This window comes from Streptomyces sp. NPDC048277, from assembly GCF_040652235.1.
Lineage (GTDB): Bacteria > Actinomycetota > Actinomycetes > Streptomycetales > Streptomycetaceae > Streptomyces.
This window is the reverse complement of sequence record NZ_JBEZLQ010000020.1, coordinates 127,114-152,660: the sequence shown is the minus strand read 5'-3', so window position 1 is coordinate 152,660 and position 25,547 is coordinate 127,114. Positions and strand designations below refer to the sequence as shown.

17 protein-coding genes and 1 pseudogene are annotated in these 25,547 nt (G+C 71.9%); 13 read left to right on the top strand and 5 right to left on the bottom strand.

The features are described 5' to 3' along the window. Positions 1-132 precede the first annotated feature (132 nt). Complete coding sequence (locus AB0D85_RS35760; protein WP_362329466.1) at positions 133-2,541, bottom strand: penicillin acylase family protein; 2,409 nt, start codon at positions 2,539-2,541, stop codon at positions 133-135. A 107-nt stretch (positions 2,542-2,648) separates the two neighbouring features. Between AB0D85_RS35760 and AB0D85_RS35755 the strand changes: the two genes are divergently transcribed. The 4 genes and pseudogenes from AB0D85_RS35755 to AB0D85_RS35740 form a co-directional block, all read left to right on the top strand. Beyond that, on the top strand, positions 2,649-4,151 hold the full coding sequence (locus AB0D85_RS35755; protein ID WP_362329463.1) for an acyl-CoA synthetase: 1,503 nt from the start codon (positions 2,649-2,651) through the stop codon (positions 4,149-4,151). Positions 4,152-4,218: 67 nt separating this feature from the next. Then, a complete protein-coding gene (locus AB0D85_RS35750) occupies positions 4,219-5,757 on the top strand; it encodes a metallophosphoesterase family protein (protein WP_362329460.1) in 1,539 nt (512 codons plus the stop codon). Positions 5,758-5,784: 27 nt separating this feature from the next. After that, complete coding sequence (locus tag AB0D85_RS35745) at positions 5,785-6,504, top strand: class I SAM-dependent methyltransferase (protein WP_362329457.1); 720 nt, start codon at positions 5,785-5,787, stop codon at positions 6,502-6,504. 6 nt (positions 6,505-6,510) lie between these two features. Further along, a pseudogene (locus tag AB0D85_RS35740) lies at positions 6,511-7,290 on the top strand (alpha/beta hydrolase); the annotation flags it as partial. 7 nt (positions 7,291-7,297) lie between these two features. Here AB0D85_RS35740 and AB0D85_RS35735 read toward each other — a convergent pair. Both AB0D85_RS35735 and AB0D85_RS35730 read right to left on the bottom strand, forming a co-directional pair. After that, positions 7,298-8,845: a sulfatase gene (locus tag AB0D85_RS35735; RefSeq protein ID WP_362329602.1), complete on the bottom strand. Its 1,548-nt coding sequence runs from the start codon at positions 8,843-8,845 to the stop codon at positions 7,298-7,300. A gap of 860 nt (positions 8,846-9,705) precedes the next feature. Continuing rightward, positions 9,706-11,319 (bottom strand): acyl-CoA synthetase, encoded by a 1,614-nt coding sequence (locus tag AB0D85_RS35730; protein ID WP_362329453.1) that lies wholly within the window; start codon positions 11,317-11,319, stop codon positions 9,706-9,708. A gap of 187 nt (positions 11,320-11,506) precedes the next feature. Between AB0D85_RS35730 and AB0D85_RS35725 the strand changes: the two genes are divergently transcribed. From AB0D85_RS35725 to AB0D85_RS35690, 8 genes are all read left to right on the top strand, one after another. Further along, positions 11,507-12,307 carry a crotonase/enoyl-CoA hydratase family protein gene (locus AB0D85_RS35725; protein ID WP_362329450.1) on the top strand — a complete coding sequence of 267 codons (801 nt, stop codon included), beginning with the start codon at positions 11,507-11,509 and terminating at the stop codon, positions 12,305-12,307. Between the two features lie 107 nt (positions 12,308-12,414). Then, positions 12,415-13,356, top strand: coding sequence for an OB-fold domain-containing protein (locus AB0D85_RS35720; protein WP_362329447.1), 942 nt, complete (start codon positions 12,415-12,417; stop codon positions 13,354-13,356). Next, the gene (locus tag AB0D85_RS35715; protein ID WP_362329444.1) at positions 13,356-14,402 is read left to right on the top strand and encodes a thiolase domain-containing protein; all 1,047 of its coding nucleotides are present in this window, start codon (positions 13,356-13,358) and stop codon (positions 14,400-14,402) included. Before AB0D85_RS35720 ends, AB0D85_RS35715 begins: the two co-directional genes overlap by 1 nt. Next, on the top strand, positions 14,399-15,565 hold the full coding sequence (locus AB0D85_RS35710; protein ID WP_362329440.1) for a thiolase domain-containing protein: 1,167 nt from the start codon (positions 14,399-14,401) through the stop codon (positions 15,563-15,565). The genes AB0D85_RS35715 and AB0D85_RS35710 overlap by 4 nt, the downstream gene beginning before the upstream one ends. Positions 15,566-15,647: 82 nt before the next feature. After that, positions 15,648-15,890 (top strand): DUF397 domain-containing protein, encoded by a 243-nt coding sequence (locus tag AB0D85_RS35705; RefSeq protein WP_362329437.1) that lies wholly within the window; start codon positions 15,648-15,650, stop codon positions 15,888-15,890. Between the two features lie 148 nt (positions 15,891-16,038). Then, positions 16,039-16,941, top strand: a complete 903-nt coding sequence (locus AB0D85_RS35700) for a universal stress protein (protein ID WP_362329434.1) — start codon at positions 16,039-16,041, stop codon at positions 16,939-16,941. Positions 16,942-17,072: 131 nt separating this feature from the next. Next, positions 17,073-19,745, top strand: coding sequence for an AAA family ATPase (locus AB0D85_RS35695; protein ID WP_362329431.1), 2,673 nt, complete (start codon positions 17,073-17,075; stop codon positions 19,743-19,745). Between the two features lie 170 nt (positions 19,746-19,915). Beyond that, a complete protein-coding gene (locus AB0D85_RS35690) occupies positions 19,916-20,413 on the top strand; it encodes a hypothetical protein (protein WP_293997271.1) in 498 nt (165 codons plus the stop codon). A 7-nt stretch (positions 20,414-20,420) separates the two neighbouring features. Here the strand turns inward: AB0D85_RS35690 and AB0D85_RS35685 are convergent, their stop codons facing one another. Together AB0D85_RS35685 and AB0D85_RS35680 are read right to left on the bottom strand one after the other, a co-directional pair. Then, complete coding sequence (locus AB0D85_RS35685; RefSeq protein WP_362329428.1) at positions 20,421-22,406, bottom strand: peptidoglycan recognition family protein; 1,986 nt, start codon at positions 22,404-22,406, stop codon at positions 20,421-20,423. 225 nt (positions 22,407-22,631) lie between these two features. Then, positions 22,632-23,771, bottom strand: a complete 1,140-nt coding sequence (locus AB0D85_RS35680) for an aminoglycoside phosphotransferase family protein (protein WP_362329424.1) — start codon at positions 23,769-23,771, stop codon at positions 22,632-22,634. A gap of 267 nt (positions 23,772-24,038) precedes the next feature. Here AB0D85_RS35680 and AB0D85_RS35675 point away from each other — a divergent pair, with 267 nt between their 5' ends. Then, positions 24,039-25,535 (top strand): hypothetical protein, encoded by a 1,497-nt coding sequence (locus tag AB0D85_RS35675; RefSeq protein WP_362329421.1) that lies wholly within the window; start codon positions 24,039-24,041, stop codon positions 25,533-25,535. Positions 25,536-25,547: the final 12 nt, after the last annotated feature.

Here is a 25,547-nt window from a genome sequence, read left to right as displayed (position 1 = left end):
GGGCGCACAGGGGCACGCCGAAGCAAAGGTCATATGCGGCGAACGACCATTGATGTACTGTGCATCGACTGCGATTTCCTCTCGTCACACGAGTGTGGTCCCGCCCCACAGGAAGAGCGGGACCACATGTGCTCAGTGCCCGTGTACGCGGACGGATTTCAGTACGGGTGACGACAGGATGTCCTTCTCGCAGAACCGCGCGGTCACCCATTTCTCACCCGAGAACAGCAGCGTCTGGTCGCTGTAGTGGGGCGAGTCCGGGTTCGAGGACTGGGAGTACGTCAACAGGGTGCGGGCCACCGGGCAGCCGGTGCCGTCCCAGCCGACCGCCTGGATGTGGCTGGAGCCGGTCGTCACCTCGGTGTAGCCGCCCTGCGCCGCGTTCCAGACCGGCTCCACCTTGTTCCACACCCCCAGCCTCTCCGTGCCGCCCGGCACGGGGATCCGCTTGCCGTCACGGACCACGAACTGGTGCTCCCCGAGCGGGGAGTCGAGCGGTATGCCCGCCGCGCGCAGCTCGGCGACGGTGTCGGCCAGGGCCGTGGCGAAGCCCGGAGCCGCGGTGTCGAGCGTGTTCGGCGTGTGCACCGGGTCCGCCGTGGAGAACGGCACCTTCCAGAACTGGGCCGCCGGCACCGAGACGATCAGCTTCCGCCAGAAGCGGTCGAAGAGCAGGGCTCCTCGGCTGTCCGTGTTCATGGTCCGGTCCCAGGACGCGAGCACCGGGCAGGCCGCGGAGACGTCGACGACCGTGCTGTCACTGCCCGTCGCCGTACCGCCCGGCAGCGCGGCACACGCCTTCGCCGCGTCGGCCGCCGCCAGGGCGCCCGCGGGCGCCCGGTTCGCGAACTCCTGGTCCTGCAGGTCCCGGACAGTCAGCCCGCCCCGCTCCGCCATCGCGGACACGTCCGCGAGCGCGCCCCGGGTCCGCAGCGAGCGCGGCGTCCCGACCGTGCCGAAGATCCGCTCGTACCCGGTGAGCGGCCGGTCGGCATTGGCCAGCCAGGCGCTGTCGTTGGAGTTCTCCGCGTACGGCGCGTCCTTCCGGGTCGGCATGCGGGACGGCCCGAAGATGCCGGACTGGACGGCGTCCGCGTCACTGCCGGGTGCGCAGTCGCTCCGTGAGCCGTCGAGGACCGCGAGGCCCGCCTGCGGGTAGGTGATCCTGCCGAGGTCGGTGGAGCAGCGTGCCGCGAGGTCGTCGGTGATCCTGGGCAGCACCTGCGACTGGGTGTAGAGGGTGTGTCCGGCGGAGTCCGCGGCGACGGTGTTCACCCAGGGCAGGCCCTGGTGCCGGTCGAGGGAGGCGAGGACGTCCGCGGTGGAGCGCGCCTTGCCGAAGCCGAGCGAGGTGTCGGCGAACCGGAAGTTCGCGGCGTTGGGGTCATTGAACGCGTACGCCGTCGTGGCGGTCCAGGGCAGCGGCGGCTCGCCCCCGGGGTCGGCGACCACCGGGCCGTACCGCGTCCACCACTGGGTACGGGTGACCGGGGCGCCACCCTCGACGGGGACGGTCACGGTCCGTTTCGTCATCCGCTCCGGCTCGCCGTCCACCAGGTAGACGGTCGGGTCGGACGGGTCGAGTGTCAGCCGGGTCAGGTTGAAGGGGACACCGGTCGAGACGGTGTGGCTCCATGCCACCCGGGAGTTGTAGCCGATGGCGATGGTCGGCGTGCCGAGCAGCGACGCCCCGGCGACGTCCAGCTCGCCCGGGATGGTCTGCTGCGACTGCCAGAACCGGCGCCCGCCCTGCCACGGATAGTGCGGATTGCCCAGCAGCAGACCGCGGCCGTTCGCGGTGGTCGCCCCGCTGAAGGCGACCGCGTTCGATCCCATGCCGGAGGTCGCGGACCGCGCCTGCACCGCCTTGACCAGGGCCTCGGCGTCGACACTCCGCTCTGGGGCCGCGGTGCCGGTGGGGGGTTCGGCCCCGGTGATCTCGTCCACGGCGCCGCCCTGGCCGCCGAGCACGGAGATGGCGTAGTAACGGGAGGCCACGTCCAGCGTGCTGATGGGCCGCACCCAGGCGGCGCCCCGGCAGGCCGGGTCGGTGATCCGGTGCTGCGCCAGCCAGGCGTCGTACCCGGCGGCGAAGCCCCGCATCAGGTCCTTCACCTGCCGGCTCGGGCCCAGCGGAGCCGGTTCGGCGAGCAGCTTCGCCACCGTGCCGGACCGGCGTACGCCACGGAAGTACAGGTCGCTGGAGAGATTGTCGCCGGCGGACGACAGCGAGAAGTCGGTGGCGGCGGTGGGCCCGAAGAACCGCGAGCGGTCGCCGCGCACGGTCACGAAACCGTCGGCGAGGGTGCAGACCTGGTCGGCGGCCTGCGCCCAGCCGGAACCGAAGCCGAGGTCGGCGTAGTTCCCGGCGAGGATGTGCGGAATGCCGTACTCGGTATAGCGGATGACGGCGGACAGCCCGCCGTGCGAGGGACGGTCCTGACGGCCTTGCGCATCGGCCGCGGCGGCCGGTAACGCGGCCGATGCGGTGAGCAGCGCGACGGCTCCGACGAGCAGCTGTCTCATACGGGTGGTGCGCATCCGTGCCTCCCAACGTCGTTGCGGGAAGGAGAAGTTGAGCACGTACGTACAGGTGCTGTGGCCATGGTGCTTGACCTGCCCCGGCCACGGACCGAGGATCATGAGTCATGACGCAGGGACAGGGCAGCACGGTTGACGGGGTACTGCGACGCAGCGCCCGGCGCACCCCCGCAAGGGTGGCGGTCGAGTACGGCGAGCGCCGGTGGACGTACGAGGAACTCGACGACGCCGTCTCACGGGCGGCGAGCGTGCTGCTCGACCAGGGCCTCGAACGCGGCGACCGGGTCGGCGCCTACGGCCACAACTCCGACGCCTACCTGATCGCGTTCCTCGCCTGCGCCCGGGCCGGCCTGGTGCACGTCCCCGTCAACCAGAACCTGACCGGCGCCGATCTCACGTACATCGTCGGCCAGTCGGGCAGCACGCTCGTGCTCGCCGACCCGGGCCTCTCCGGCCGACTCCCCGACGACGTACGGGTGCTGCCGCTGCGGGACGCCGACGGCTCGCTGCTCGCGCGACTCCCCGACGCGGCGCCCTACGACGGGCCCGAACCGCGCACCGAGGAACTGGTGCAGCTGCTCTACACCTCGGGGACCACCGCGCTGCCCAAGGGCGCGATGATGACCCACCGGGCGCTGGTGCACGAGTACTTGAGCGCGATCGCAGCCCTCGACCTCAGCGCCGGGGACCGGCCCGCGCACGCCCTGCCGCTCTACCACTCCGCCCAGATGCATGTGTTCCTGCTGCCGTATCTGGCGGTCGGGGCGACCAACATCATCCTTGACGGACCGGACGGCGACACGCTCTTCGACCTGGTCGAGGCCGGGCGCGTGGACAGCCTGTTCGCGCCGCCCACCGTCTGGATCGGCCTGTCCAACCGCCCCGACTTCGCGACCCGCGACCTGAGCGGACTGCGCAAGGCCTACTACGGGGCGTCGATCATGCCGGTCCCCGTGCTCGAACGGCTCCGTGAACGGCTCCCGGAACTGGCCCTGTTCAACTGCTTCGGGCAGAGCGAGATCGGTCCCCTGGCCACCGTGCTCGCCCCCGAGGAGCACAAGGGGCGGCTGGACTCCTGCGGCCGTACCGTGCTGTTCGTCGAGGCACGCGTGGTCGGCGAGGACGGCGCGGACGTGCCCGACGGCACCCCCGGTGAGATCGTCTACCGCTCACCGCAGTTGTGCGAGGGCTACTGGGAGAAGCCCGAGGAGACCGAAGAGGCCTTCCGGGACGGCTGGTTCCACTCCGGCGACCTCGCGCTGCGCGACGCCGACGGCTACTTCACCATCGTCGACCGGGTGAAGGACGTCATCAACTCCGGTGGCGTACTGGTCGCTTCACGGCAGGTCGAGGACGCCCTCTACACCCATCGGGCGGTCGCCGAGGCCGCCGTGATCGGCCTGCCCGACGAGCGGTGGATCGAGGCGGTCACGGCGGTCGTCGTGCCGCGCGGCGAGGCCGACGAGGCCGAACTGATCGCCCATGTGAAGGAGACCCTGCCCGCCTTCAAGGCACCCAAGCGGATCCTGTTCGTGGACGCGCTGCCCCGCAACGCCAGCGGGAAGATCCTGAAGCGGGAGCTGCGGGAGCGGTTCGGCCACGCCTCGTGAGGAGCCAAGAAGTCTGGTTCCATACCTTGCGCGGCTTCCGGCACCACGTCCGGCGTTCACCGGTGGCGTGCAGACAGCAGACATGCGCTGCTGCCTCCCCGTCCCCCTCGGCGCACTCGCGGGCCTGCCCGGCCCCTGCGAGGTGCTGCGCTCCGGTTTCCTGCTGACTCCCGCCCTGCTCCGGTCCGCCGTCCCCACGGCCCGCCCCCGGCACCCCCGCTCCCTCGCCGCCGTCCACCTGGAACTGGTCACCCTCACCGAGGACCGCGCCGTCATCACCTGGCACACCGCCCTGCCCGGCACCGACGACGGCACCGGCCGCATGCTGCCCGCCGTCACCGAGGGCGAGGTCGTCTACGGCACCCACCCCGCCCGCCTCAACCGCACCGCGGGAGAGGACCGGCCCACCGCACACCACCACATAGAGCTCACCGGCCTGGAGCCGGGACAGACGTACTACTACCAGGCCCGCTCCCGGGGCGTCCCCGCCACTCCCACCGCGCTGCACCTGGTACGCGGCAACGCGGCCGGCACCTCCCGGCACGGCCTCGGCTCGCCCGGCGGCCCCTACTCCTTCACCACCCCCCAGCCCCCGCCCGGCCGCCACCTCCTCTCCGTCGCCCTCTGCAACGACCTGCACATCGGTGAGAGCGTCGCCGGTCTGGTGGCCGGCGTCCCCTTCCTGCGCGGAGTGGCCCAGCGGGCGGGGCTCACCCCGTACCCGGAACTCATGAGCCGCGCAGTGGTCGAGGAGGCCCGCCGCCGCGGAGCCCAGCTGCTGCTGGCCGCCGGCGACCTCTCCGCCGGCGGCGGGCCGCACGACCTGGCGGAGGCCAGACGGATCCTGGACGGCTTCGGCACCCACGCACGGGACTACTTCGTCGTGCGGGGCAACCACGACCGCGGCACGCGCGACGGCGACGCCTTCCACCGGGTGTTCGGCGGACAGGACCGTCCCGGCTGGTTCGAGCACGACGTGGGCGGACTGCGGATCATCGGGCTCGACACCTACGACAAGCGCGGCAACGGCGGTGACGCCGGCGGCCTCGGCGCCGAGCAGCTGTCCTGGTTCCGGCGCCGGCTGCGCGCCCACAGGGAACAGCCCACCGTGGTCTTCGGACACCATCCGCTCACCGTCCGGGACGCCCTCTTCCCGGTGAGCCCCGCACAGCGCCTGGGCCGCCGCCAGGCCCGCGACATCCTCCGGGCCTATGCCGCCGCCCCGGGTGTGTTCCTCCACCATGTCGGCCACACCCACCGAAACAAGCGCACCCATGTGCCGCTCGCCCCTCATGTGACCCTGCAGGAGGTGGGCGCCGCCAAGGAGTACCCGGGCGGGTTCTTCCTGCTGCGGATCCACGCCGGCGGCTACGCGCTCAACTTCTTCCGGGCCCGCGCCGCCGAGGCCCTGGAGTGGAACGAGCGCAGCCGCCGGCAGGCCGGGGGACTGTGGCCGTACCACGCCCTGGGCCGCACGGTCGCCGACCGCAACAGCGTGACCGCCCGCGACCTGTCCGGCATCGGCCGGCCGGTGCCGTCGTCCGCGGTGCCCCGTTCGCCCCAAGGGATGACAGACGCCCCGAACCCCCGTCTGGATGTGGCCTAGCGAAGGGCACCTCCGTAGCTTGGGTGCATGTCGACGCTGTGGGAACTCATGCACGACTGCATCCCCGACGACCACGCCCGCCAGGTCACCTCCCGCTACTACCTCGACGAGGCCATGCGCTCGCCGCGGGCACCGGACCGGGTGGTCGACCTCGGGTGCGGCCGGGGCACGTCGGCCGAGCTCTTCCGCAAGCACGATTCCGGCGTCCGGTGGGTGGGCGTCGACATCCGCGACTCCCCGGAGGCCGCGCAGCGCCGGTCCGGAGCCGACACCGTGGTGTACTTCGACGGCGTCAACCTGCCGTTCCGCTCCGACACCCTGCCGCTGGTCTACTCCCACCAGGTCTTCGAGCACGTCGCCCGGCCCAGGGAACTGCTCGCGGAGGTGGGCAGAGTGCTGCGACCGGGCGGGCTGTTCATCGGCAGCACCTCCCAGTTCGAGCCCTACCACTCCTACAGCCTGTGGAACTACACGCCGTACGGATTCCGGGTGCTGGTCGAGGAGGCGGGGCTCGCCCTGGAGGAGATCCGGCCCTCGCTCGACGGCGTGACACTGATCATGCGCACCTACCACGGCACCCGGAAGTACGAGTACGGCCGGTTCTGGCGGAAGGAGTCGCCGCTCAACACGCAGATCGACACCTGGGCACGCAAGGGCGACCGCAAGACGGCCCTGGTGAACCTGCGCAAGCTCACGTTCTGCGGACAGTTCGCGTTCCGGGTGAGCAAACCGGTCCCGGCCGCCTGACGCCGGGGCGAACCGCTCGTCGTGCTGCCGGGCGGGCCCATGCGTGCCTCCGCCTATCTCGGGGACCTCGGCGGACTGTCCGCTCACCGCCGGCTGGTCCTGCTCGACCTGCGGGGGACCGGCGACTCCGCGGTGCCCGCCGACCCGGCGTCGTACCGCTGCGACCGCATGGTCGACGACGTGGAGATGTTGCGGACCCACATAGGGTGCGACCACATGGATGTACTGGCGCACTCGGCGGGCGCGAGCCTGGCGATCCTGTACGCGGCGGCCCATCCGCACCGGATACGGCGGCTCGCGCTGATCACCGGCAACCCCTCGGCCCTGGGCCTGCGGACCACCCCCGAGGAGCGGCTCGCGGCGGCCCGGCTGCGGGCGGCGGAGCCCTGGTTCGAGGAGGCGTTCCCCGCGCTGGAGGCGTGGCTGGCGGGCACCGGGGACTTCGACGAGGTGTTCATGCCCTTCTTCTACGGCCGTTGGGACGCCGCCGCCCGGGCCCATGACGCGGCCGCCGAGGCGCAGACCAACGACCGGGCGGGCGCCCGGTACTTCGCCGACGGCGCCTTCACCCCGGACGCCACCCGCGCCGCCCTGCGTGCCCTGACCGCCCCCGTCCTGGTGTACGCCGGTGAACTCGACGGCGGCCCCGGCCCCGCACTGGCGCGGCGCGCCGCCGAGGCCTTCCCCGCCGCCGAGGTCGCCGTCCAGCCCGGTGCCGGTCACTACCCCTGGCTCGACGATCCGGAGTGGTTCCTCGGCCGTACCGCCGGCTTCCTGGACGCCTGAGCCGGACTCAGCCCTGCGGCCCGAACGCCGTCATGAACCGGTCCCGGAACTTGTTCATGGCCCACTCCGGTGCGTTGTCCGCGGGCTTGAGCCCCTCCGTCCAGCCCCACCCGGAGACCCGGTCCAGGACCTTCGGGTCACGGGCGACGATGGTGACCGGAACGTCCCTGCTGGTGCTGCCGGCCGTGACCGTCGGGACGGGCTGGTGGTCGCCGAGGAAGACGAGGACGGTGTTGTCGTCGCCGTAGCGCTGCATCCACTGGGTCAGGCTGTCCAGGGAGTACTGGATCGCCTTGCGGTACTCCGTCCGCACGCGCTGCGCGCTCTTCCAGACCTCCGTGGGGTTCGTGCCCTCCTTCTTGATCTTGTAGAAGATCTTGCCGTCCCCGAGGTCCTTCCAGTCGATCATGTGGGCGATGGGGGACCAGGGGTTGTGGCTGGAGGCCAGGATGATCTCCGCCATGATCGGGTCGCGGTTCTTCTTCCCGTGCTCCAGCTTCTGGAAGGCCTCCAGGCTGAACTGGTCCGGCACCGGCGTCCAGCTGAAGTACGGACCCTCGTAGCCGAGGTGCGTGGAGTCGTAGATGTGGTCGAGGCCGAAGTACTTGCCCTCGGGCCAGGCCTTGCGCACACCCGGGACGATGCCGACCGTGCGCCAGGCCCCGGTCTTCTGGAAGTAGCTGGTGAGGGTCGCGCGGTCACTGGTGGTCAGGGTCCGGTACCGCTGCTGGTTCTTCACCCACAGGCCGGACAGGAACGTCGAGTGGGCGAGCCAGCTGCCGGCGCCAGTCACGGGCGACCTGAGCCAGCCGCTGCGTGCCGCGAATCCGGCCGCCTTGAGCCGGTTGTTCCCCTCCGTGAGCGTCGCGTCGATCTCCGGCGCCATCGCCGGATCGTCGATCGCCACCCGGCCGTAGCTCTCGATGAAGGTGAACAGCACGTCCTTGCCGCGCAGTCCGGTCAGCAACTGGTCGGACGGGGTCTTGGCGTAGGCGTCGACGACGAGCTGCTTCTTGAAGACGTCGGCGTCCCCCAGCCCGTCGCGGACGTACTGCACACGGTTGGCGAGGAACTGGCTGTAGCCCTTGGTGGCGAACGGGACACTGCCGAACTGCACGCTCAGCGTGAAACAGGTGATCCACACGGTGCCGAGAACGAGCGTGGTGGGCACGGCCAGCGGGCGGTGCCGGGCCATCACGTTCGCCAGCCGCACCATCGCGAGCGCGCTCAGCACGAGCACGGCGATGAGCAGGACGATCACGCCGATCACCGCGAGCACCTCGCCCGCGTGACCGAACGAGTCCTTCACCCAGTCCGCCGCGTCGGTCAGCAGAACCCAGTCGAAGACCAGGTCGAACGGTCGGGCCAGGGTCTGGTAGAAGCCCATGTCGAGGCACTTCAGGACGGTGGACAGGCCGAGGAGCGCGCCCGTGGCGAAGGCCGCGATCCGCCGTGCCTTCGACGGCAGTGCGAGCAGCACGATCGCGAGGACGACCGCCTCGACGGGGAGGCGGAGGAAGGACTGGACGGTGAACCGGTCGAGGCGGTCGGGCATGAGGATCGCGCCGAGCACGAACGCACCGGCCAGGACACTCGTGCCCACCCGCACACCGGCCGCGGCGCGGGGGTAACGACGGCGCCAGCCGAACCAGCCGGGCCGGGTGGAGGCGGCGGCCGGCGACGCGGGTTCGGTTTCCTCCGCGCCCTCCCCTTCCACCCCTTCGTTCTCGGCCGTGGCGGGGTCGGCCTGTGGCTCCGCGGCCTCGGGGACGCCGTCGTCGTCGACGGCGGAAGGGTGCGCGTCGGCGGTCGCCTCGCCCGCCGCGCCGTGCTCTTCGCCGCGGGTCGCCTCGTCCGCCGCGTCGTTGGTCTCTTCGTCCGCCGCGCCGCGGGCTTCGTCGGCGGTCGCCTCGTCCTCCGGGGCGCGCTGCGCGTCGCCGGTCGGCGCTTCCGGTGCCGCGCGCTGCTCGTCGCCCGCCGCCTTCTCCGCTCCGGGAGGCGTGTCCGAGTCGGTTTCCTCGGCTGCCTCGGGTCCCCTGCCCGGATCGTTCGTCTCGGTCTCGGTCTCGGCCTCAGCTTCGGTCTCGATGTCGGTCTTGTCGTCCGTCGGGCGCGCGTCCGGCACGGCGCTCGGCTCGGGGGCGGTGTCCGCCGGTGCGGCCGATGTCCCCTCCGGCTGATCCGGAGGCGGCGCGTCCGCGTCCGTGTCCAGCAGTTGGCGAGGGGGCGGGAGGTGCGACACCCGTACGTCCTTCCGTGCGAAGCCCGGTGATGGCACGGCGGACCGGACCTGCAGGCCAGAGCCGCCAACCTGGCGTACGGCCTGACGTAACCCCACGTTCAACCACCCGAGTCAACCGCTCGCAAAGAGTACGGCCCCCGTACCGCCCCGCAGCGGTGGCGCACCCGCGCTCCCTATCGGTCGGCGGCCACCGCCACCTCCCGTGCCCACCGGTAGTCCGCCTTGCCGCTCGGCGACCGCTGGATGGCCTCGGTGATCACCAGCTGGCGGGGGATCTTGTATCCGGCCAAGTGGCTGCGGCAGTGGGTCTGGATGTCGGAGAGGGACGGCTGTGCCGCGCCCTCGCGCAGTTGCACCACGGCCGCCACATGGTTGCCCCACGTCGCGTCCGGCACCCCGGCCACCAGCGCGTCGTACACATCCGGATGCGACTTCAGGGCCTGTTCGACCTCCTCCGGGTACACCTTCTCGCCCCCGGTGTTGATGCACTGCGAGCCCCGCCCGAGCACGGTCACCACTCCGTCCTCGTCGACGGTCGCCATGTCACCGAGGAGGACCCAGCGGCGGCCGTCCTTCTCGAAGAAGGTCTCGGCGGTTTTCCGCGGGTCGTTGTAGTAGCCGAGCGGTACGTGTCCGCTCTGTGCGACCCGGCCGATCTCGCCCACCGCGACCGGCTCATGGGTGGCCGGATCGACCACCTGGGTACGGGAGTTGACGCGGACCCGGAACCCGCTGCCGGCCCCGGAGTCGTCGGTCGCGGTGCCGTTGAAGCCGGACTCGGAGGACCCGAAGTTGTTCAGCAGCATGGCGTTCGGGACGAGTTCGCTGAACTGGCGGCGGACGGTCTCGGAGAGGATCGCACCCGACGAGGAGACGCTGAACAGGGCGGAGCAGTCGGTGCCCTTCATCGGCCCGTTCAGCGCGTCGATCAGCGGACGCAGCATGGCGTCGCCGACCAGCGACATGCTGGTGACCTTCTCCTTCTCGACGGTCCGCAGCACTTCCTCGGGCACGAACTTGCGGTGGATCACCACCCGTTGCCCGAAGTTGAAGCCGATGAAGGAGGTGAGCGTCGATGTGCCGTGCATCAGCGGGGGAGTGGGGAAGAAGGTGATCCCGGTCCCGCCCGCCGCCACCCGTTCCGCCAGCTCCTCCGGCCGCTTCACCGGCTCACCGGTTGGCGATCCGCCGCCCAGCCCGGCGAAGAACAGGTCCTCCTGACGCCACATCACACCCTTGGGCATCCCCGTGGTACCGCCGGTGTAGATGATGAACTGGTCGTCGCCCGAGCGTGCCGGGAACCCGCGCCCGGGCGCCCCTGCCGCCTCGGCCTCCGCGAAGGCGAGGGCCTTGAGCCCCGCGCCCACCGGGTCGCCCACGCGTACCAGGTGCCGCAGCTTCGGCGCCCGGGGCAGCGCCGCCGCCACCCGGTCGTCGAACTCCGCGTCGAAGACCAGCGCGACCAGATCGGCGTCCCGGTAGAGGTAGACCAACTCCTCCTCGACGTAGCGGTAGTTGACGTTGACCGGCACGACCCGCGCCTTCAGGCACCCGAACACGGTCTGGAGGTACTCGACCCCGTTGTAGAGGTGCAGCCCGAGGTGCTCGCCGGGGCGGATCCCGCTGTTGATCAGATGATGGCCGATGCGGTTGGCGGCGGCGTCCAGCTCCGCATAGGTCAACCGGCGTTCCGCACCCGTGCCGGGATGGTCGACGTACACGAGCGCCTCGCGGTCCGCGGCCACGTCGACGACCGACTCGAACAGGTCGGCAAGGTTGTACTCCACCGTTCCTCCTGACCCCGGCAACCATGACGAAGAAAGGCGCAACTGTCGGTTCGCCGGTCATCAGAGCAAAGGGCGCGGCAAGTGGGAAGGGTTCGCGCGAAGAAATCTGACTGTGTGTCAGAAAACCCTTGAAGTGCCTCCCGCCCTACTGCAACCTGTTCTCGTTCTTTCAGAGGGGAGACGGTCCATGGGTGGGACGGAACACCTCACCGTGCGGCGCGAGGGCGCCACACTGGTGCTCACGCTCAACAGGCCCGAGGCGAAGAACGCGCTCTCGATCTCCATGCTCGTCGGACTGTACGACGGCTGGATCGAGGCCGACGAGGACGACGGCGTCCGCTCGATCGTGCTCACCGGGGCCGGAGGTGCCTTCTGCGCCGGGATGGACCTCAAGGCGCTGGCCGGAAAGGGCATGGAGGGCGAGCATCTGCGCGACCGGCTGAAGGCCGACCCGGATCTGCACTGGAAGGCGATGCTCCGCCACCATCGCCCGCGCAAACCGGTGATCGCCGCCGTCGAGGGGTACTGCGTCGCGGGCGGCACGGAGATCCTCCAGGGCACCGACATCCGGGTCGCCGGCGAGTCCGCGACGTTCGGTCTCTTCGAGGTCAGACGCGGGCTCTTCCCGATCGGCGGCTCCACGGTCCGGCTGCAACGCCAGGTCCCGCGCACACACGCGCTGGAGATGCTGCTGACCGGACGGCCGTACACCGCGCGTGAGGCCGCGGACATCGGGCTCGTCGGGCATGTCGTCCCGGACGGGGGCGCGCTCGACAAGGCGCTGGAGATCGCCGAGCAGATCAACGCGTGCGGGCCGCTGGCGGTCGAGGCGGTCAAGGCGTCGGTGTACGAGACCGCGGAACTGACGGAGACCGACGGGCTGGCCGCGGAGCTGAAGCGGGGGTGGCCGATCTTCGACACGGCGGATGCGAGGGAAGGGGCCCGCGCTTTTGCGGAGAAGCGGCTGCCCGTCTACAAGCGCGCGTGAGTGTTTCGAGGTGCGTTTGACACTGCGGGCCGTGTGTGGCTGGTCGCGCAGTTCCCCGCGCCCCTTTCGGGGCGCTACACACCGGCCTTGTCAAGGAGGCAGCCAGGATGCCTGAAGTCCTCAAAGCTCCCCTCGTCGTCGAGTTCCCCTTCACGCGGTCCCTCGGGCCCGTTCAGAGCGCCTTTCTCACCGGGCTGCGCGAACGCGTCGTCCTCGGGGTGAAGACCGGCGACGGCCGCACCCTCGTCCCGCCCGTCGAGTACGACCCCGTCAGCGCCGAGGAGATCCGCGACCTCGTCGAGGTTGCTCCCATGGGCACGGTCACCACCTGGGCCTGGAACCACGAACCCCGTCGCGGCCAGCCCCTCGGCACCCCCTTCGCCTGGGTGCTGGTCCGGCTCGACGGTGCCGACACCGCCCTGCTGCACGCCCTCGACGCGCCCGGACCCGACGCCGTGCACACCGGCATGCGCGTCCGTGTCCGCTGGGCCGAGGAGCGCTCCGGCGCCATCACCGACATCGCCTGCTTCGAGCCGTACGACGGCGAGGCGGTCGAACCCGGCGGGCACGACGGCGTGTTCGAGGACGCCGTCCACGGCATCGTCGCCCACGCCCGCCTCGACTACACCTACTCGCCCGGCCGCGCCCAGTCCGCCTACATCAACGCCCTGTCGTCACAGCGGACCTACGGCGAGCGCTGCCCCTCCTGCCGGAAGGTGTACGTCCCACCGAGGGGTGCGTGCCCCACATGTGGGGTGGCCACATCGGAACAGGTCGAGGTGGGTCCCGGGGGCACGGTCACCACCTTCTGCATCGTCAACATCAAGGCGAGGAACCTCGACATCGAGGTGCCGTACGTCTACGCCCACATCGCCCTCGACGGCGCCGGCCTCGCCCTGCACGGCCGGATCGGCGGCATCCCCTACGACCAGGTGCGGATGGGGCTGAGGGTCGAACCCGTGTGGACCGAAGGGGCGCGTTATCCCGACCACTACCGGCCCACCGGCGAGCCCGACGCGGACTACGACACCTACAAGGAGCTGCTGTGATGCGTGACATCGCACTGGTCGCCTTCGCGCAGACCGACCACCGGCGCACCAGCGAGGAGCTCTCCGAGGTGGAGATGCTCATGCCGGTGCTGCACGACGTACTCGAACAGACCGGGCTGAAGACCGCCGACATCGGCTTCACCTGCTCCGGCTCCAGCGACTACCTGGCCGGCCGCGCCTTCTCCTTCACCCTCGCCCTCGACGGTGTCGGCGCCTGGCCGCCGATCTCCGAGTCGCATGTCGAGATGGACGGCGCCTGGGCGCTGTACGAGGCCTGGACCAAGCTGCTGACGGGAGACGCCGACACCGCGCTCGTGTACTCCTACGGCAAGTCCTCGCCCGGCTCGGTGCGGGACGTGCTGACCCGGCAGCTCGACCCCTACTACGTGGCCCCCCTCTGGCCGGACTCCGTCGCGCTCGCCGCCCTCCAGGCGCAGGCCCTCATCGACGCGGGGGAGACCGACGAGCCCGCGCTGGCCGCCGTCGGCGCCCGGAGCAGGGCGGACGCCGGCTCCAACCCCCATGCGCAGCTCAGGGGTTCGGTGGCCCAGGGGGAGTACGCCGTACGGCCCCTGCGGACCGGCGACTGCCCGCCCATCGGCGACGGGGCCGCCGCCGTGATCCTCGCGGCGGGGGAGCGGGCCCGTGAGCTGTGTGAGCGGCCCGCCTGGATCCGGGGGATCGACCACCGCATCGAGGCGCACAGCCTCGGCGTCCGCGACCTCACCGACTCGCCGTCCGCGCGGCTCGCCGCCGAGAAGGCCGGTGCCTTCGAACGGCCCGTGGACACCGCCGAGCTGCACGCGCCGTTCAGCTCCCAGGAGGTCGTGCTGCGCAAGGCGCTCCGGCTCGGCGACGACGTGCGCGTGAACCCGTCCGGCGGGCCCCTGGCCGCCAACCCGATCATGGCCGCCGGGCTGATCCGGATCGGCGAGGCCGCCGCCCGGATCCACCGGGGCGAGTCCGACCGCGCACTCGCCCACGCCACCTCCGGGCCCTGTCTGCAACAGAACCTGGTCGCCGTACTCGAAGGGGATCCGCGATGAGCAAGGAGCCCGTGGCCGTCGTAGGGATCGGCCAGACCAAACATGTCGCGGCCCGGCGGGACGTGTCCATCGCGGGGCTCGTGCGCGAGGCCGCGCGCCGCGCGCTCGACGACGCCGAGCTGGGCTGGGCCGACATCGACGCCGTCGTCATCGGCAAGGCGCCCGACTTCTTCGAGGGCGTGATGATGCCGGAGCTGTATCTCGCGGACGCCCTGGGAGCCGTGGGCAAACCCATGTTGCGGGTCCACACGGCGGGCTCGGTGGGCGGGTCGACCGCGCTGGTCGCGGCCAACCTCGTCGCCGCCCGCGTCCACTCCACCGTGCTGACCCTCGCCTTCGAAAAGCAGTCCGAGTCCAACGCCATGTGGGGGCTGTCCCTGCCCATCCCCTTCCAGCAGCCGCTGCTGGCGGGCGCGGGCGGCTTCTTCGCACCCCATGTGCGGGCCTACATGCGGCGCAGCGGCGCCCCCGACACGGTCGGCTCGCTGGTCGCCTACAAGGACCGGCGCAACGCGCTGAAGAACCCGTACGCCCACCTGCACGAGCACGACATCACCCTGGAGAAGGTCCAGGCGTCCCCCATGTTGTGGGACCCCATCCGCTACTCGGAGACCTGCCCCTCCTCCGACGGCGCCTGCGCCATGGTCCTCACCGACCGGGCGGGAGCCGCCCGCTCTCCTAAGCCGCCGGCCTGGATGCTGGGCGGCGCCATGCGCAGCGAACCCACCCTGTTCGCCGGCAAGGACGCCGTGTCGCCGCAGGCAGGGAAGGACTGCGCGGCGGACGTCTACCGGCAGGCCGGCATCGCCGACCCGCGCCGGGACATCGACGCCGTGGAGATGTACGTACCGTTCTCCTGGTACGAGCCCATGTGGCTGGAGAACCTGGGCTTCGCCGAGGAGGGCGGGGGCTGGAAACTCACCGAATCGGGTGTCACCGAACTCGACGGGGACCTCCCCGTCAACATGTCGGGCGGAGTGCTCTCCACCAATCCGATCGGCGCCTCCGGCATGATCCGGTTCGCCGAGGCGGCCCTCCAGGTGCGCGGCCAGGCCGGAGAACACCAGGTGGACGGGGCCAGGAAGGTCCTCGGACACGCTTACGGCGGCGGTTCCCAGTTCTTCTCGATGTGGCTCGTCGGGGCCGAGGCCCCGGACTCCTGAAAGGACCGCCTCACGTGGCCTGTCGAGTGCCGGAACCGATCGCTAGGCTGGCCGCGGACGACGAGTCGGGAGGAGCACGGACGTGGCCGAGAGCACCATCCAGCAGCAGCGGACACTGGGCTGGGAGAAGCCGGAGCTGGATCTCAGCGGAGCCGAGTGGCAGTCCAGCAGCCGTGGCCTGGGGGATGTCCAGATCGCCTTTGTCGAGGGATTCATCGCGATGCGCAACAGCGGCAGCCCGGAGAGCCCTTCCCTGATCTTCACCCCCGCCGAATGGGGAGCCTTCGTGTCGGGGGCCCGGGAGGGCGAGTTCGATCTGACCTGAGTGCTGCCCCCGGTTCCGCGGCAGAGAGGTGAACCGGGGGGTGTTCCACAAGGATTTCCGGACACGTGACCAGCAGCGCCCTTCCGGGGCCGCCGCCTGAGACAGGCTGGCCCCGGATCGGAAGGTCGTATTCCGGAGGTGAGGAACGATGAGCACTGCGCCGGTCATCGCCGCGGTGGACGGTTCGGACGACAGCCTGCGCGCCCTGGACTGGGCCGCCGACGCGGCCCGGCGACGGGACGCGCCGCTGCGCGTGGTGCACGTACGCCAGTACGCCGCCTGGGGGCAGCCGGACGTCCTGGTCGCCGGGGAGGACGCCCCCGCGGGCGACCCCGTGCTCGACGAGGTCCGCGACCGGCTGCACGCCGGCGCCGGGCGGCCGACCGTCGAGTACGTCGCCCTGGAGGGCGCGCCGACCGCGCTGCTGCCCGAACTGGGCTCCGACGCCCAGTTGCTGGTGCTCGGCTCCCGCGGCCGCGGCGGCTTCGCCAGCCTGCTGCTCGGCTCCAACGGGATGGCCGCCGCCCGCGACGCCGAGTGCCCCGTGGTCGTCGTACCCCGGCCGGGCCGCCCGGTCGACGACGAACTGCCCGCCGAGCCCGGGCCGCGGGTCGTCGTCGGGCTGGACGTGGACAGCCCCGACGAACCGACCCTCACCTTCGCCTTCGCGGAGGCCGCGCGGCGCGGTGCCCGGCTCCAGGTGATCGCCGCCTACCCGTGGCCGCTGCAGTCCTGGGTCGCGGCCGGGGAGATCGTCCCGCCGGTCATCGGCCAGGGCGAGGTCGAGGAGGAGACCCGCACCCTCGCCGAGGGCTTTCTGGCCCCGTACCTCAAGGATCACCCGAACGTGCGAGCCGACGCCTTCGCGCTGCCCGGCGACGCGGCCGGCCTGCTGGTCGCCGCCTCCAAGGGCGCCGAGCTGGTCGTGGTCGGCCGGCACCGCCGGCGGCTGCTCGCCCCGGCCCGGATGCTGGGATCCGTCACCCACGCCGTGCTGCTGCACGCGGTCGGCCCGATCGCGGTGGTCCCGCCTGCACCGGCCGAGGAGTGATGTCAAGACCCCCGGACCAGTAACCCACAGTAGGGAGCGGATCACCCCCGCGGGGCGTACGCTGAGCTGCCTGCAAGCCACGGTGCGCGCCCGCCCCCCGCGCTCGCGCATCACCGTGGCAGGGGGTGGTCATGGGACAGCGGGTCCTGCGGAACCGACGGACGCTCTACGAACGCGAGAGCGAACTCACCGCCGTGGACGAGGCGTTGGCCGAGCTCACCGAGCTCACCGGCCTGGACACGGACGGCGCGGCACCGGCCGACCGGCCGCTCGGCGCACTGCTCGCCTTCGCCGGCCGTGCCGGCATCGGGAAGACCACGCTCCTCGCCGAGGTCCGCCGCCGCGCCACCGCCCAGGGCTGCACCGTGCTCTCCGCACGCGGCGGCGATCAGGAACAGCGCGTCGCCTTCCATGTCGCCCGCCAGCTCCTGCAGCCCCGCCTCGCGGGCGCGCCCGAGGCCGAACTCCGTGCCTCACTGGGCAGTTGGTACGACATCGTCGGCCCCGCCCTCGGTCTCTGCGCGCCGACCGAGGGCGCCCCGCCCGACCAGCAGGGCCTGCGCGACGGCCTCGACTGGGTGCTCACCCACCTCGCCGTGCGGCGCGCCCCGATGGTCCTCGTCCTCGACGACGCACACTGGGCCGACCCCGAATCCCTCGGCTGGCTCGCCGCGTTCGCACCCCGCGCCGAGCAACTCCCGCTGCTCGTCGTCGTCGCGTACCGCCCCGACGAACTCCCCGACCACGCCGAGGCGTTGCGCGGACTGCCCGGCCGGGCCGGCGGCCGCCCGCACGACCTCGAACCGCTCAGCGCCGACGCCGTCGCCGGACTGGTCCGCGAAAGCCTCGGCGCACACGCCGACGACACCTTCTGCCACGAGTCCTGGGCCGTCACCTCCGGCAACCCCTTCGAGATCGTCGAGCTGACCGCCAAGGTCCACGACCGGGGCCTGGACCCCACCGAGGCCGGCGCGCCGCTGCTGCGCGACCTCGCCGCCGCCGTCAAGGGCAGCGGGCTGATCGCCCGGCTCGAACGCCTCGGCCCCTCCGCCGTCCGGTTCGCCTGGGCCTGCGCCGTCCTCGGCACCGAGATCCATCCCGCGCTCGCCGCCGCCGTCGCAGGCCTCGGCCACGAGGAGGCCGCCGACGCCGCCGACGCCCTGCGCGGCGCCCGGGTCCTCACCGGGGCCGAGACCCTGGAGTTCGTCCACCCGCTGATCGCCACCGCCGTCTACCGGGCCATCCCGCCCGCCACCCGCGTCGCCCTGCACGGCCAGGCCGCCTGGTGCGTGATCGACGACGGCCAGGGCGCCACCGCCGCCGCCCGCCACCTCCTCGAAACCCACCCCGAGGGCGACGTCTGGGTCGTCCAGCAGCTGCGCGCCGCCGCCGGTGAGACCCTCCGGGCCGGCGCCCCCGACACCGCCCGCAACTACCTCGCCCGGGCCCTGCGCGAACCCCCGCGCGCCAAGGAGCGCGCTGCCGTCCTCCACGAACTCGGCAGCGCCTCCCTGCTCACCGAACCCGCCACCACCGTCAACCACCTCCGCGCGGCCCTCCAGGAGCCCATCGCCGACCCCGCCCTGCGCCACCAGATCGTCTACCGGCTCTCCCAGGTACTCGCCCACAGCGACCGCCTCGCCGAGGCCTCCGAGACCCTCGCCCACGAGATCCGGGTGACCGGCGACGCCCGGGTACGGCTGCGGATGCTCTCGGAACAGTTCATGTGGGACGCCTTTCGCGCCGACGAACCCGACCATCCCGCCCGCTCCCGCCGCCTGGCCCGGCTCGCCGACCGCCTCCAGGGCCGCGACCTCACCGAGCGGTACATCATCGGCCTGCGCACCTGGGACGCGATCCAGCGCGGCGAACCCGCCGACGTCGCCCTCCACCACGCCGAACGCGCTCTCACCGGCGGCCTGAGGTGGGCCGAGCCCGACCGCGGCTTCGAGGTCCCCGTCCTGGTCTCCCTCGCCTTCATGTACGCCGACCGGCCCGACCGCACCGAGGAACTCTTCGCCGATGGGATCGCCGACTACGAACGCCAGGGCTGGCGCGGCGCCCACCTCTCCTTCGCCTACACACTCCTCGGCTACGTCCGCTACCGGCGCGGGCGCCTCGCCGAGGCGGAGGACCTCGTCCGCTCCGGCCTGCGCCTCGCGGAGCGGGTCGGCCCCGGCACCCCCGCCCACTGGTACGCCCTGGGCACGCTCATCCAGACCCTCATCGCCCGCGGGCGCACCGAGGAGGCCACCCGGGTCGCCGAGAACCACTCCTTCCGGGAGCCGTTCCCCGCGGCCGTGGTCTTCCCCGACGCCCAGACGGTCTACGGCGAGCTGCTCCTGGCCCGCGGCCTCACCAAGGCCGCCGCGGCCGAGCTCACCGCGGCGGGCCGCCGCCTCGAACCACGCGGCATCCGCAACCCCGCGTGGTGCCCCTGGCAGCTCCACCTGGCCCGGGCCGAGGCCCACGACACGCCCGACCGCGCCCTCGCCACGGCCCTGGAAGCGGTCGCCCGCGCCCGCCAGTTCGGCGCCCCCTCGGCCATCGGCCAGGCCCTGCGCACGGCGGCGGAGGTCTCGACGGGCGAGGCCCGCGTGCGGTACCTGGAGGAGTCGGTGGCCCACCTGGACCGCTCCCCGGCGGCCTACGAACTGGCGTGCGCGCTGGTGGCCCTGGGCACGGAACTCGGCGACGCCGACCAACTGCGCAGGGGCCTCGAAACGGCCGAGCGGTGCGGAGCGGACGGCCTGGCGGAAACGGCCCGAGCCGAACTGGCGGCGATGGAACGCGCACCGTTGTAGCGGGCGCCGGCACCGACACCCCAGGGGCGCGGGGCTGCATCCGATATGCGGCCCCGCCGCGTGGGCGGCGGAGGTCCCGCACCCGTCCACCGGGCCTCACGCACCCCCGCCGCTCACACACACCGGCACTGATCCCCGCCCCACCACTTGGGCCCCGTACCATGGACCGCATGTCGTTCCTCCGTCGCCGCAGCGCCACTCCCGCCGGCCCCGACTTCGACGTACTGGCCATGGACCCGGGCGACTGGCCCGGTAACCTCGGCGCCGGGCTGTTGCCCGCCCCCGACGGCACCTGCCAGGGCGTTTTCCTGCGCTACGACCTCTTCGGCGGCCGCGGCCCCGCGATGATCATCGGCAACCTCCCCGAGGGCTCACCGGCCCGCGAGGTGGAGGAGGGCGAGATCCCGTTCGAGGTCGGCCAGCTCCTCCTCGCCCTGGAGAACGACGAGGACGTCACCGTCGTGGGAACCGAGGACATGCCGGTCCTGCAGGGCGACAACCTGCTGATCGTGCGCCGTCTCAAGCTCTCCGAGAGCCGGATCTCCTGCGTCCAGTTCGACCGCAGCGACGGCGTCCTGGTGACCATCGCCGCCTGGGACCGCCCCATCACCGACGACCTGTACGCCCTGCTGAAGCCGCTCCCGGCGGAGCTTTTCCAGCAGGGCTGACAGCCGGCTACCGCTTCGCCCACCTGCTCGACGGCGCCACAACGACGTCGGCCGCGCGGACGAAGGCGACGCGGTGGCCGTACTGGATCTCGTAGTACAGATCCTTGCCGACCACGACCCGGTGCGAGTCGGTGGTGAAGGTGACCGCGTAGAAGTACTCGCCCGGCACCTCGTCACCGACCACGTACTCCTGGCCCGCGGGGACCGTGTACGGCAGCGGGGAGATCGACTGGGCCGGCACTCCGGAGGGGTAGGCGGCCGCCTCGGGATAGGCGCGGCCGTACACCGGGACGCTGGTCAGACCGGCCTTGGGCGTGATCACCAGGCCTGCCGCGGGCACCGCCGTCGGCGCGTTCGCCGGGTTCTTGAACCAGGCCTTCTGCCCCAGGTACCAGATCGCCGTCCAGTCCCCCCAGGTGTCCGCCACCGCGTACTGCTGGCCGGTGGAGACCCGTGAGGAGAGGTCGTTCACATCGGTCGTCGGGGTCCTACCGAGGCCGATGTCCTTGATCAGGGCCGAGTTCTCGTCGTGGTCGGAGTACAGCCGGACCTCGTCGGAGCCGTGCGCGGCGCACGGCTGGCCCTTGGTGACGCAGCCGGTGTACGACGGCTGGTTCGTGGCGTAGTCCGGCAGGATCGTGACCAGGCCGCCCTTCTTGCCCGCCGTGCGCTTGAAGGGGTGCTCCAGCAGCTCGAAGTAGTGCCGCCAGTCCCAGTAGGGACCCGGGTCGGTGTGCATCCCGGGGATCGTGGAGGTGGTCGGGCCGGGCACCGTGTCGTGGCCGAGGATGTGCTGCCGGTCCAGCGGGACGCCGTACTCGTCGGAGAGGTACTTCACCAGCCGGGCCGACGCCCGGTACATCGCCTCCGTGTACCAGGCGTCCGGCGAGGCGAGGAAGCCCTCGTGCTCGATGCCGATCGACTTGGCGTTGATGTACCAGTTGCCCGCGTGCCAGGCCACGTCCTTCGCCTTGACGTGCTGGGCGATCAGACCGTCGGTCGAGCGGATGGTGTAGTTCCAGGACACATAGGTCGGGTCCTGGACCAGCTTGACGGTCGTGTCCCAGGAGCCCTCCGTGTCATGGATGACGATGTACTTGATGCTCTGCGAGACCGGCCGGTCGCTCAGGTCGTGGTTGCCGTAGTCGTTGGTCCCGAACTGCGCGTACGGCGCCGGGATCCACTCGCACGACACCGTTGTCGGGCACTCGGTGTCGTCCGCCGCCACCGTGTGCAGCCCGGTCAGCCTCAGCTGCGCGGTGTCGGCCTTCAGGCCCGGCTGGGCGGCGAGCGCGACGCGCTGTCCGGCGTCCGTGGTGCGCTCCTCGCCCGTGTGGAGCACGTCGAACACGTCGTTCGCGTACGCCGCGGCGGTCGCCGTGTCGTCGGCGCCGGAGAAGCGGGCGATCGCGCCGTACCAGTCCGCGGGATCGGCGCTGGGCGGCTGGTGCAGGTCCTTCTGGGCGGCCGCGAGCAGGGCGGCGCCGCCGGCCACGTTGGCCGCCGGGTCGGTGCGCAGTTCCGCGGCCGGGATGCCGGTCAGTTCGGCGGCCCTGGTGAGCGTCTTGAGCCGGGCCGGGAGCACGGAGTTCGCCGGCACCTTCGCGCTCGGGTGCAGGGCGGGCCGGGCGCTGTCGCCGCGGGGGTCCTCGGTGCCGTCGGCGAAGTGCTCGGTCGCGGTGGCCAGCGCGGTGTGCGCGTCGGTCAGGTGCATCGGGCCGTAGCCGCCGGTCACGCTCGGCGCGCCGTCGTGCGTGTCCCAGCGGGACTGGAGGTAGGAGACGGCCAGGAGAACGCTCTGCGGCACGTGGTATTCGGTGGCGGCGGACGCGAACGCGCGCTGGAGCAGTCCGGCGGACGACTCGGTCGTGTCCGGGGGCGGAGCCGCGCCCAGCAGCGGCAGCAGCAGTGCCGCGGAGGCGACGGCACCGGCCGTCCTGCGCGTACGTCTGCCACGGTGGGCGGGATCTGGCTCGGTGACGTGTCCTCGCAATGCGGCCTCCTGGGGCGTTTCGAGCGCGGCGGGGCGTGCGGGGCTGAGCGTGGCTCAGTGGTACCGGCTTGCCGACGATCCGTCAATCATGCCCAGAGGAGGGTGATTTCCCATGTCATACGATGTTCTTGGGAGTTTCGCGCCGGGGGCGTCGGGCCCCGCGCGGGCACACAAGAAATCCGCGATGCGCCAATGCCCTGAGCGCACCGCGGATTCCCGTCCCCGTCAGCGAGTGCCGACCGCCGCGCGCACGGCCCGGCGGGCCATGTGGCAGTCGTCGTGCAGCCGCCGGAGCAGCAGCCGCTGTTCCTCGCCGGTCGGCGCGACGCCCGGGTGGGCCGTACCCGGTGCCGCCGGGGTCGCGTCGTGCATCGAACGCTGCACGGCGGTCTCGTAGGTCCGGATCTCCCGGGTGAGCACCAGCATCAGGTTCACCAGGAAGGCGTCACGGGACGCGGGCCCCGCCGACTGGGCGATCTGGCTGATCTGACGGCGTGCCACCGGGGCGTCGCCGAGGACCGACCAGAGCGTCGCCAGGTCGTACCCCGGCAGATACCAGCCCGCGTGCTCCCAGTCCACCAGCACTGGACCGGCCGGGGACAGCAGGATGTTCGAGAGCAGGGCATCGCCGTGGCAGAACTGGCCCATCCCCTGGCGGCCCGCCGCGACCGAGATGCCGTGCAGCAGCTTCTGCAGGTCCCCCATGTCCCGGTCGGTGAGCAGACCCAGCTCGTGGTACCAGGAGATACGGGCCGCGTAGTCCAGCGGGGCGTCGAAGGTGCCCGCCGGGGGCCGCCACGCGTTCAGCCGGCAGATCGCGCCCAGGGCGGCCCGGATGTCCGCCCGGGGCGGAGCCTCCGCCGGATGGCGCTGCATCGCCGCCACCCGGCCGGGCATCCGCTCGATCACCAGCGTGCAGTTGTCCGGGTCCGCCGCGATCAGCCTCGGCACCCGGATCGGCGGCCGGTGCCGGACGAACGAGCGGTATGCGGCTATCTCGTGGCGGGACCGCTCCGCCCAGGCGGGGGAGTGGTCCAGTAGACACTTCGCCACGGCCGTGTTGCGCCCCGTCGTCCCGACGAGGATCACCGACCGCCCGGTGCGGCGCAGCACCTGGACCGGAGCGAACTCCGGGCAGATCCGGTGCACCGACGCGATCGCGGCGCGCAGCTGCGCGCCCTGGGGGCCGGACAGGTCGAGTCTCCCGCTGAGGGGCTGGGTGCCGAGACCCGCGCCGCGCCGCTGCCGGCCCACGACCGGAACGGCGGCCCCTGTACGTGCGGGGTCGAGATAGGGTCCGCTGCCCGCCGGACGGGGGCGCAGCGGCCGGGGCGGGGCGGACACGGAGGACGATGCTGCGTACATGGGCGATACAGATCCCTTCGTGTACCTGCGGTGCCTGCCTGAGAAGTCCTGCTGTGAGGTTCTCGTGTCCAACCCGTCCCGGCCGCCCGGGCACACCCTGGGGAGTGTGTCCGTTCGGTGGCGACCGGGTCGGGGTGGCGCTTTCCTACCTGACACCCGAGGCCCAGTGGCACACCATCTGGCGCACCCTGGCGAACCGTGGCGAATAGTCGCCCGGCAACCGTCACGGGGCTACTGTCAACTCAGCCGAGAACCTGGGGGCTTGACGTGAGCGGACAACCCAACACCCGCCTCTCGGACCTGTTCGGCCTGGCCGGCTGGTCCAAGGGCGAACTCGCGAGGCTGGTCAACCGGCAGGCGGCGGCCATGGGCCACCCCCAGCTGTCGACCGACACCTCCCGGGTGCGGCGCTGGATCGACACGGGAGAGATCCCGCGCGATCCGGTACCGCGGGTGCTGGCGGCCCTGTTCACCGAGCGTCTCGGCCGTGTCGTGACCATCGAGGACCTCGGTCTGGTACGGCACGGGCGTACGGGAAAACGGCCGGACGACGGGAACGTGGAACATCCCGACGGCATGCCGTGGGCGCCCGAACGAACCGCCGCGGTCCTCACCGAATTCACGGGAATGGACCTCATGCTCAACCGACGCGGCTTGGTGGGCGCGGGTGCCGCGCTCACCGCGGGATCCGTACTCAGCGGTGCCATGTACGACTGGCTGCACACCGACCCCACACTCAAGGCCGACGCCCCCGTCCTCGACGACCCTCTGCACGCCGACCCCGCTGGGTTCGACCGCTACGAGGCCGCCCCCATCGGGTCCGAGGAGATCGAGGAACTGGAGCGCTCCGTCGAGGTGTTCCGTGCCTGGGACGCGGCCCGCGGCGGCGGGCTCCAGCGCAAGGCCGTGGTGGGACAGCTCAACGAAGTGGGCGGCATGCTCGCCTACCGCCACCCCGACCATCTCCAGCGGCGCCTGTGGGGCGTCGCCGCCAACCTCGCCGTCCTCGCGGGCTGGATGTCGCACGACGTCGGCCTGGAGCCCACGGCCCAGAAGTACTTCGTCATCGCCGCCCACGCGGCCCGTGAGGGCGGCGACCGGCCGCGTGCCGGGGAGGCGCTCTCCAGAGCGGCTCGCCAGATGGTGCACCTCGGCCGGCCCGACGACGCACTCGACCTGATGAAGCTCGCCAAGTCCGGCTCGGGCGACGAGGTGCTGCCGCGCACCCGGGCGATGCTCCACACCATCGAGGCCTGGGCACAGGCGTCGATGGGCAGGGGCCAGGCGATGCGCCGCACCCTCGGCCAGGCGGAGGACCTCTTCGTCTCCGACCGGGGCGACGTGCCGCCGCCGAGCTGGATGCAGATGTTCCGGGAGGAGGATCTGTACGGCATGCAGGCCCTGGCCTACCGCACCCTGGCCGAGCACGACCCGAGCGCGGCCGCGTACGCCCAGCACTACGCGGAGAAGGCCCTGGCGCTCCGGGTCGACGGCCGGCAGCGGTCGAAGATCTTCGACTTCCTGTCCATGGCGTCCGCCTGCTTCATCGCGGACGACCCCGAACAGGCGGACCGGTACGCGCGGTTGGCCCTGATGTCGATGGGGTCGAACTCGTCCCACCGCACCTGGGACCGGCTGCGCCAGATGTACCGGCTCACCGCCGAGTACTCCAGCTATCCGAAGATCCAGGAACTGCGGGAGGAGATCAAGCTCGCCCTGCCCAAGCCCAAGAGCAGGGGGGGCAACAACAGCGCACAGGCATAGGGGCCTGTGCGC

Coding starts and splice junctions, on each gene's coding strand:
- AB0D85_RS35760 (WP_362329466.1), bottom strand. CDS start 2,541: ATGCGCACCACCCGTATGAGACAGCTGCTCGTCGGAGCCGTCGCGCTG.
- AB0D85_RS35755 (WP_362329463.1), top strand. CDS start 2,649: ATGACGCAGGGACAGGGCAGCACGGTTGACGGGGTACTGCGACGCAGC.
- AB0D85_RS35745 (WP_362329457.1), top strand. CDS start 5,785: ATGTCGACGCTGTGGGAACTCATGCACGACTGCATCCCCGACGACCAC.
- AB0D85_RS35735 (WP_362329602.1), bottom strand. CDS start 8,845: ATGCCCGACCGCCTCGACCGGTTCACCGTCCAGTCCTTCCTCCGCCTC.
- AB0D85_RS35725 (WP_362329450.1), top strand. CDS start 11,507: ATGGGTGGGACGGAACACCTCACCGTGCGGCGCGAGGGCGCCACACTG.
- AB0D85_RS35720 (WP_362329447.1), top strand. CDS start 12,415: ATGCCTGAAGTCCTCAAAGCTCCCCTCGTCGTCGAGTTCCCCTTCACG.
- AB0D85_RS35715 (WP_362329444.1), top strand. CDS start 13,356: ATGCGTGACATCGCACTGGTCGCCTTCGCGCAGACCGACCACCGGCGC.
- AB0D85_RS35710 (WP_362329440.1), top strand. CDS start 14,399: ATGAGCAAGGAGCCCGTGGCCGTCGTAGGGATCGGCCAGACCAAACAT.
- AB0D85_RS35700 (WP_362329434.1), top strand. CDS start 16,039: ATGAGCACTGCGCCGGTCATCGCCGCGGTGGACGGTTCGGACGACAGC.
- AB0D85_RS35695 (WP_362329431.1), top strand. CDS start 17,073: ATGGGACAGCGGGTCCTGCGGAACCGACGGACGCTCTACGAACGCGAG.
- AB0D85_RS35690 (WP_293997271.1), top strand. CDS start 19,916: ATGTCGTTCCTCCGTCGCCGCAGCGCCACTCCCGCCGGCCCCGACTTC.
- AB0D85_RS35680 (WP_362329424.1), bottom strand. CDS start 23,771: ATGTACGCAGCATCGTCCTCCGTGTCCGCCCCGCCCCGGCCGCTGCGC.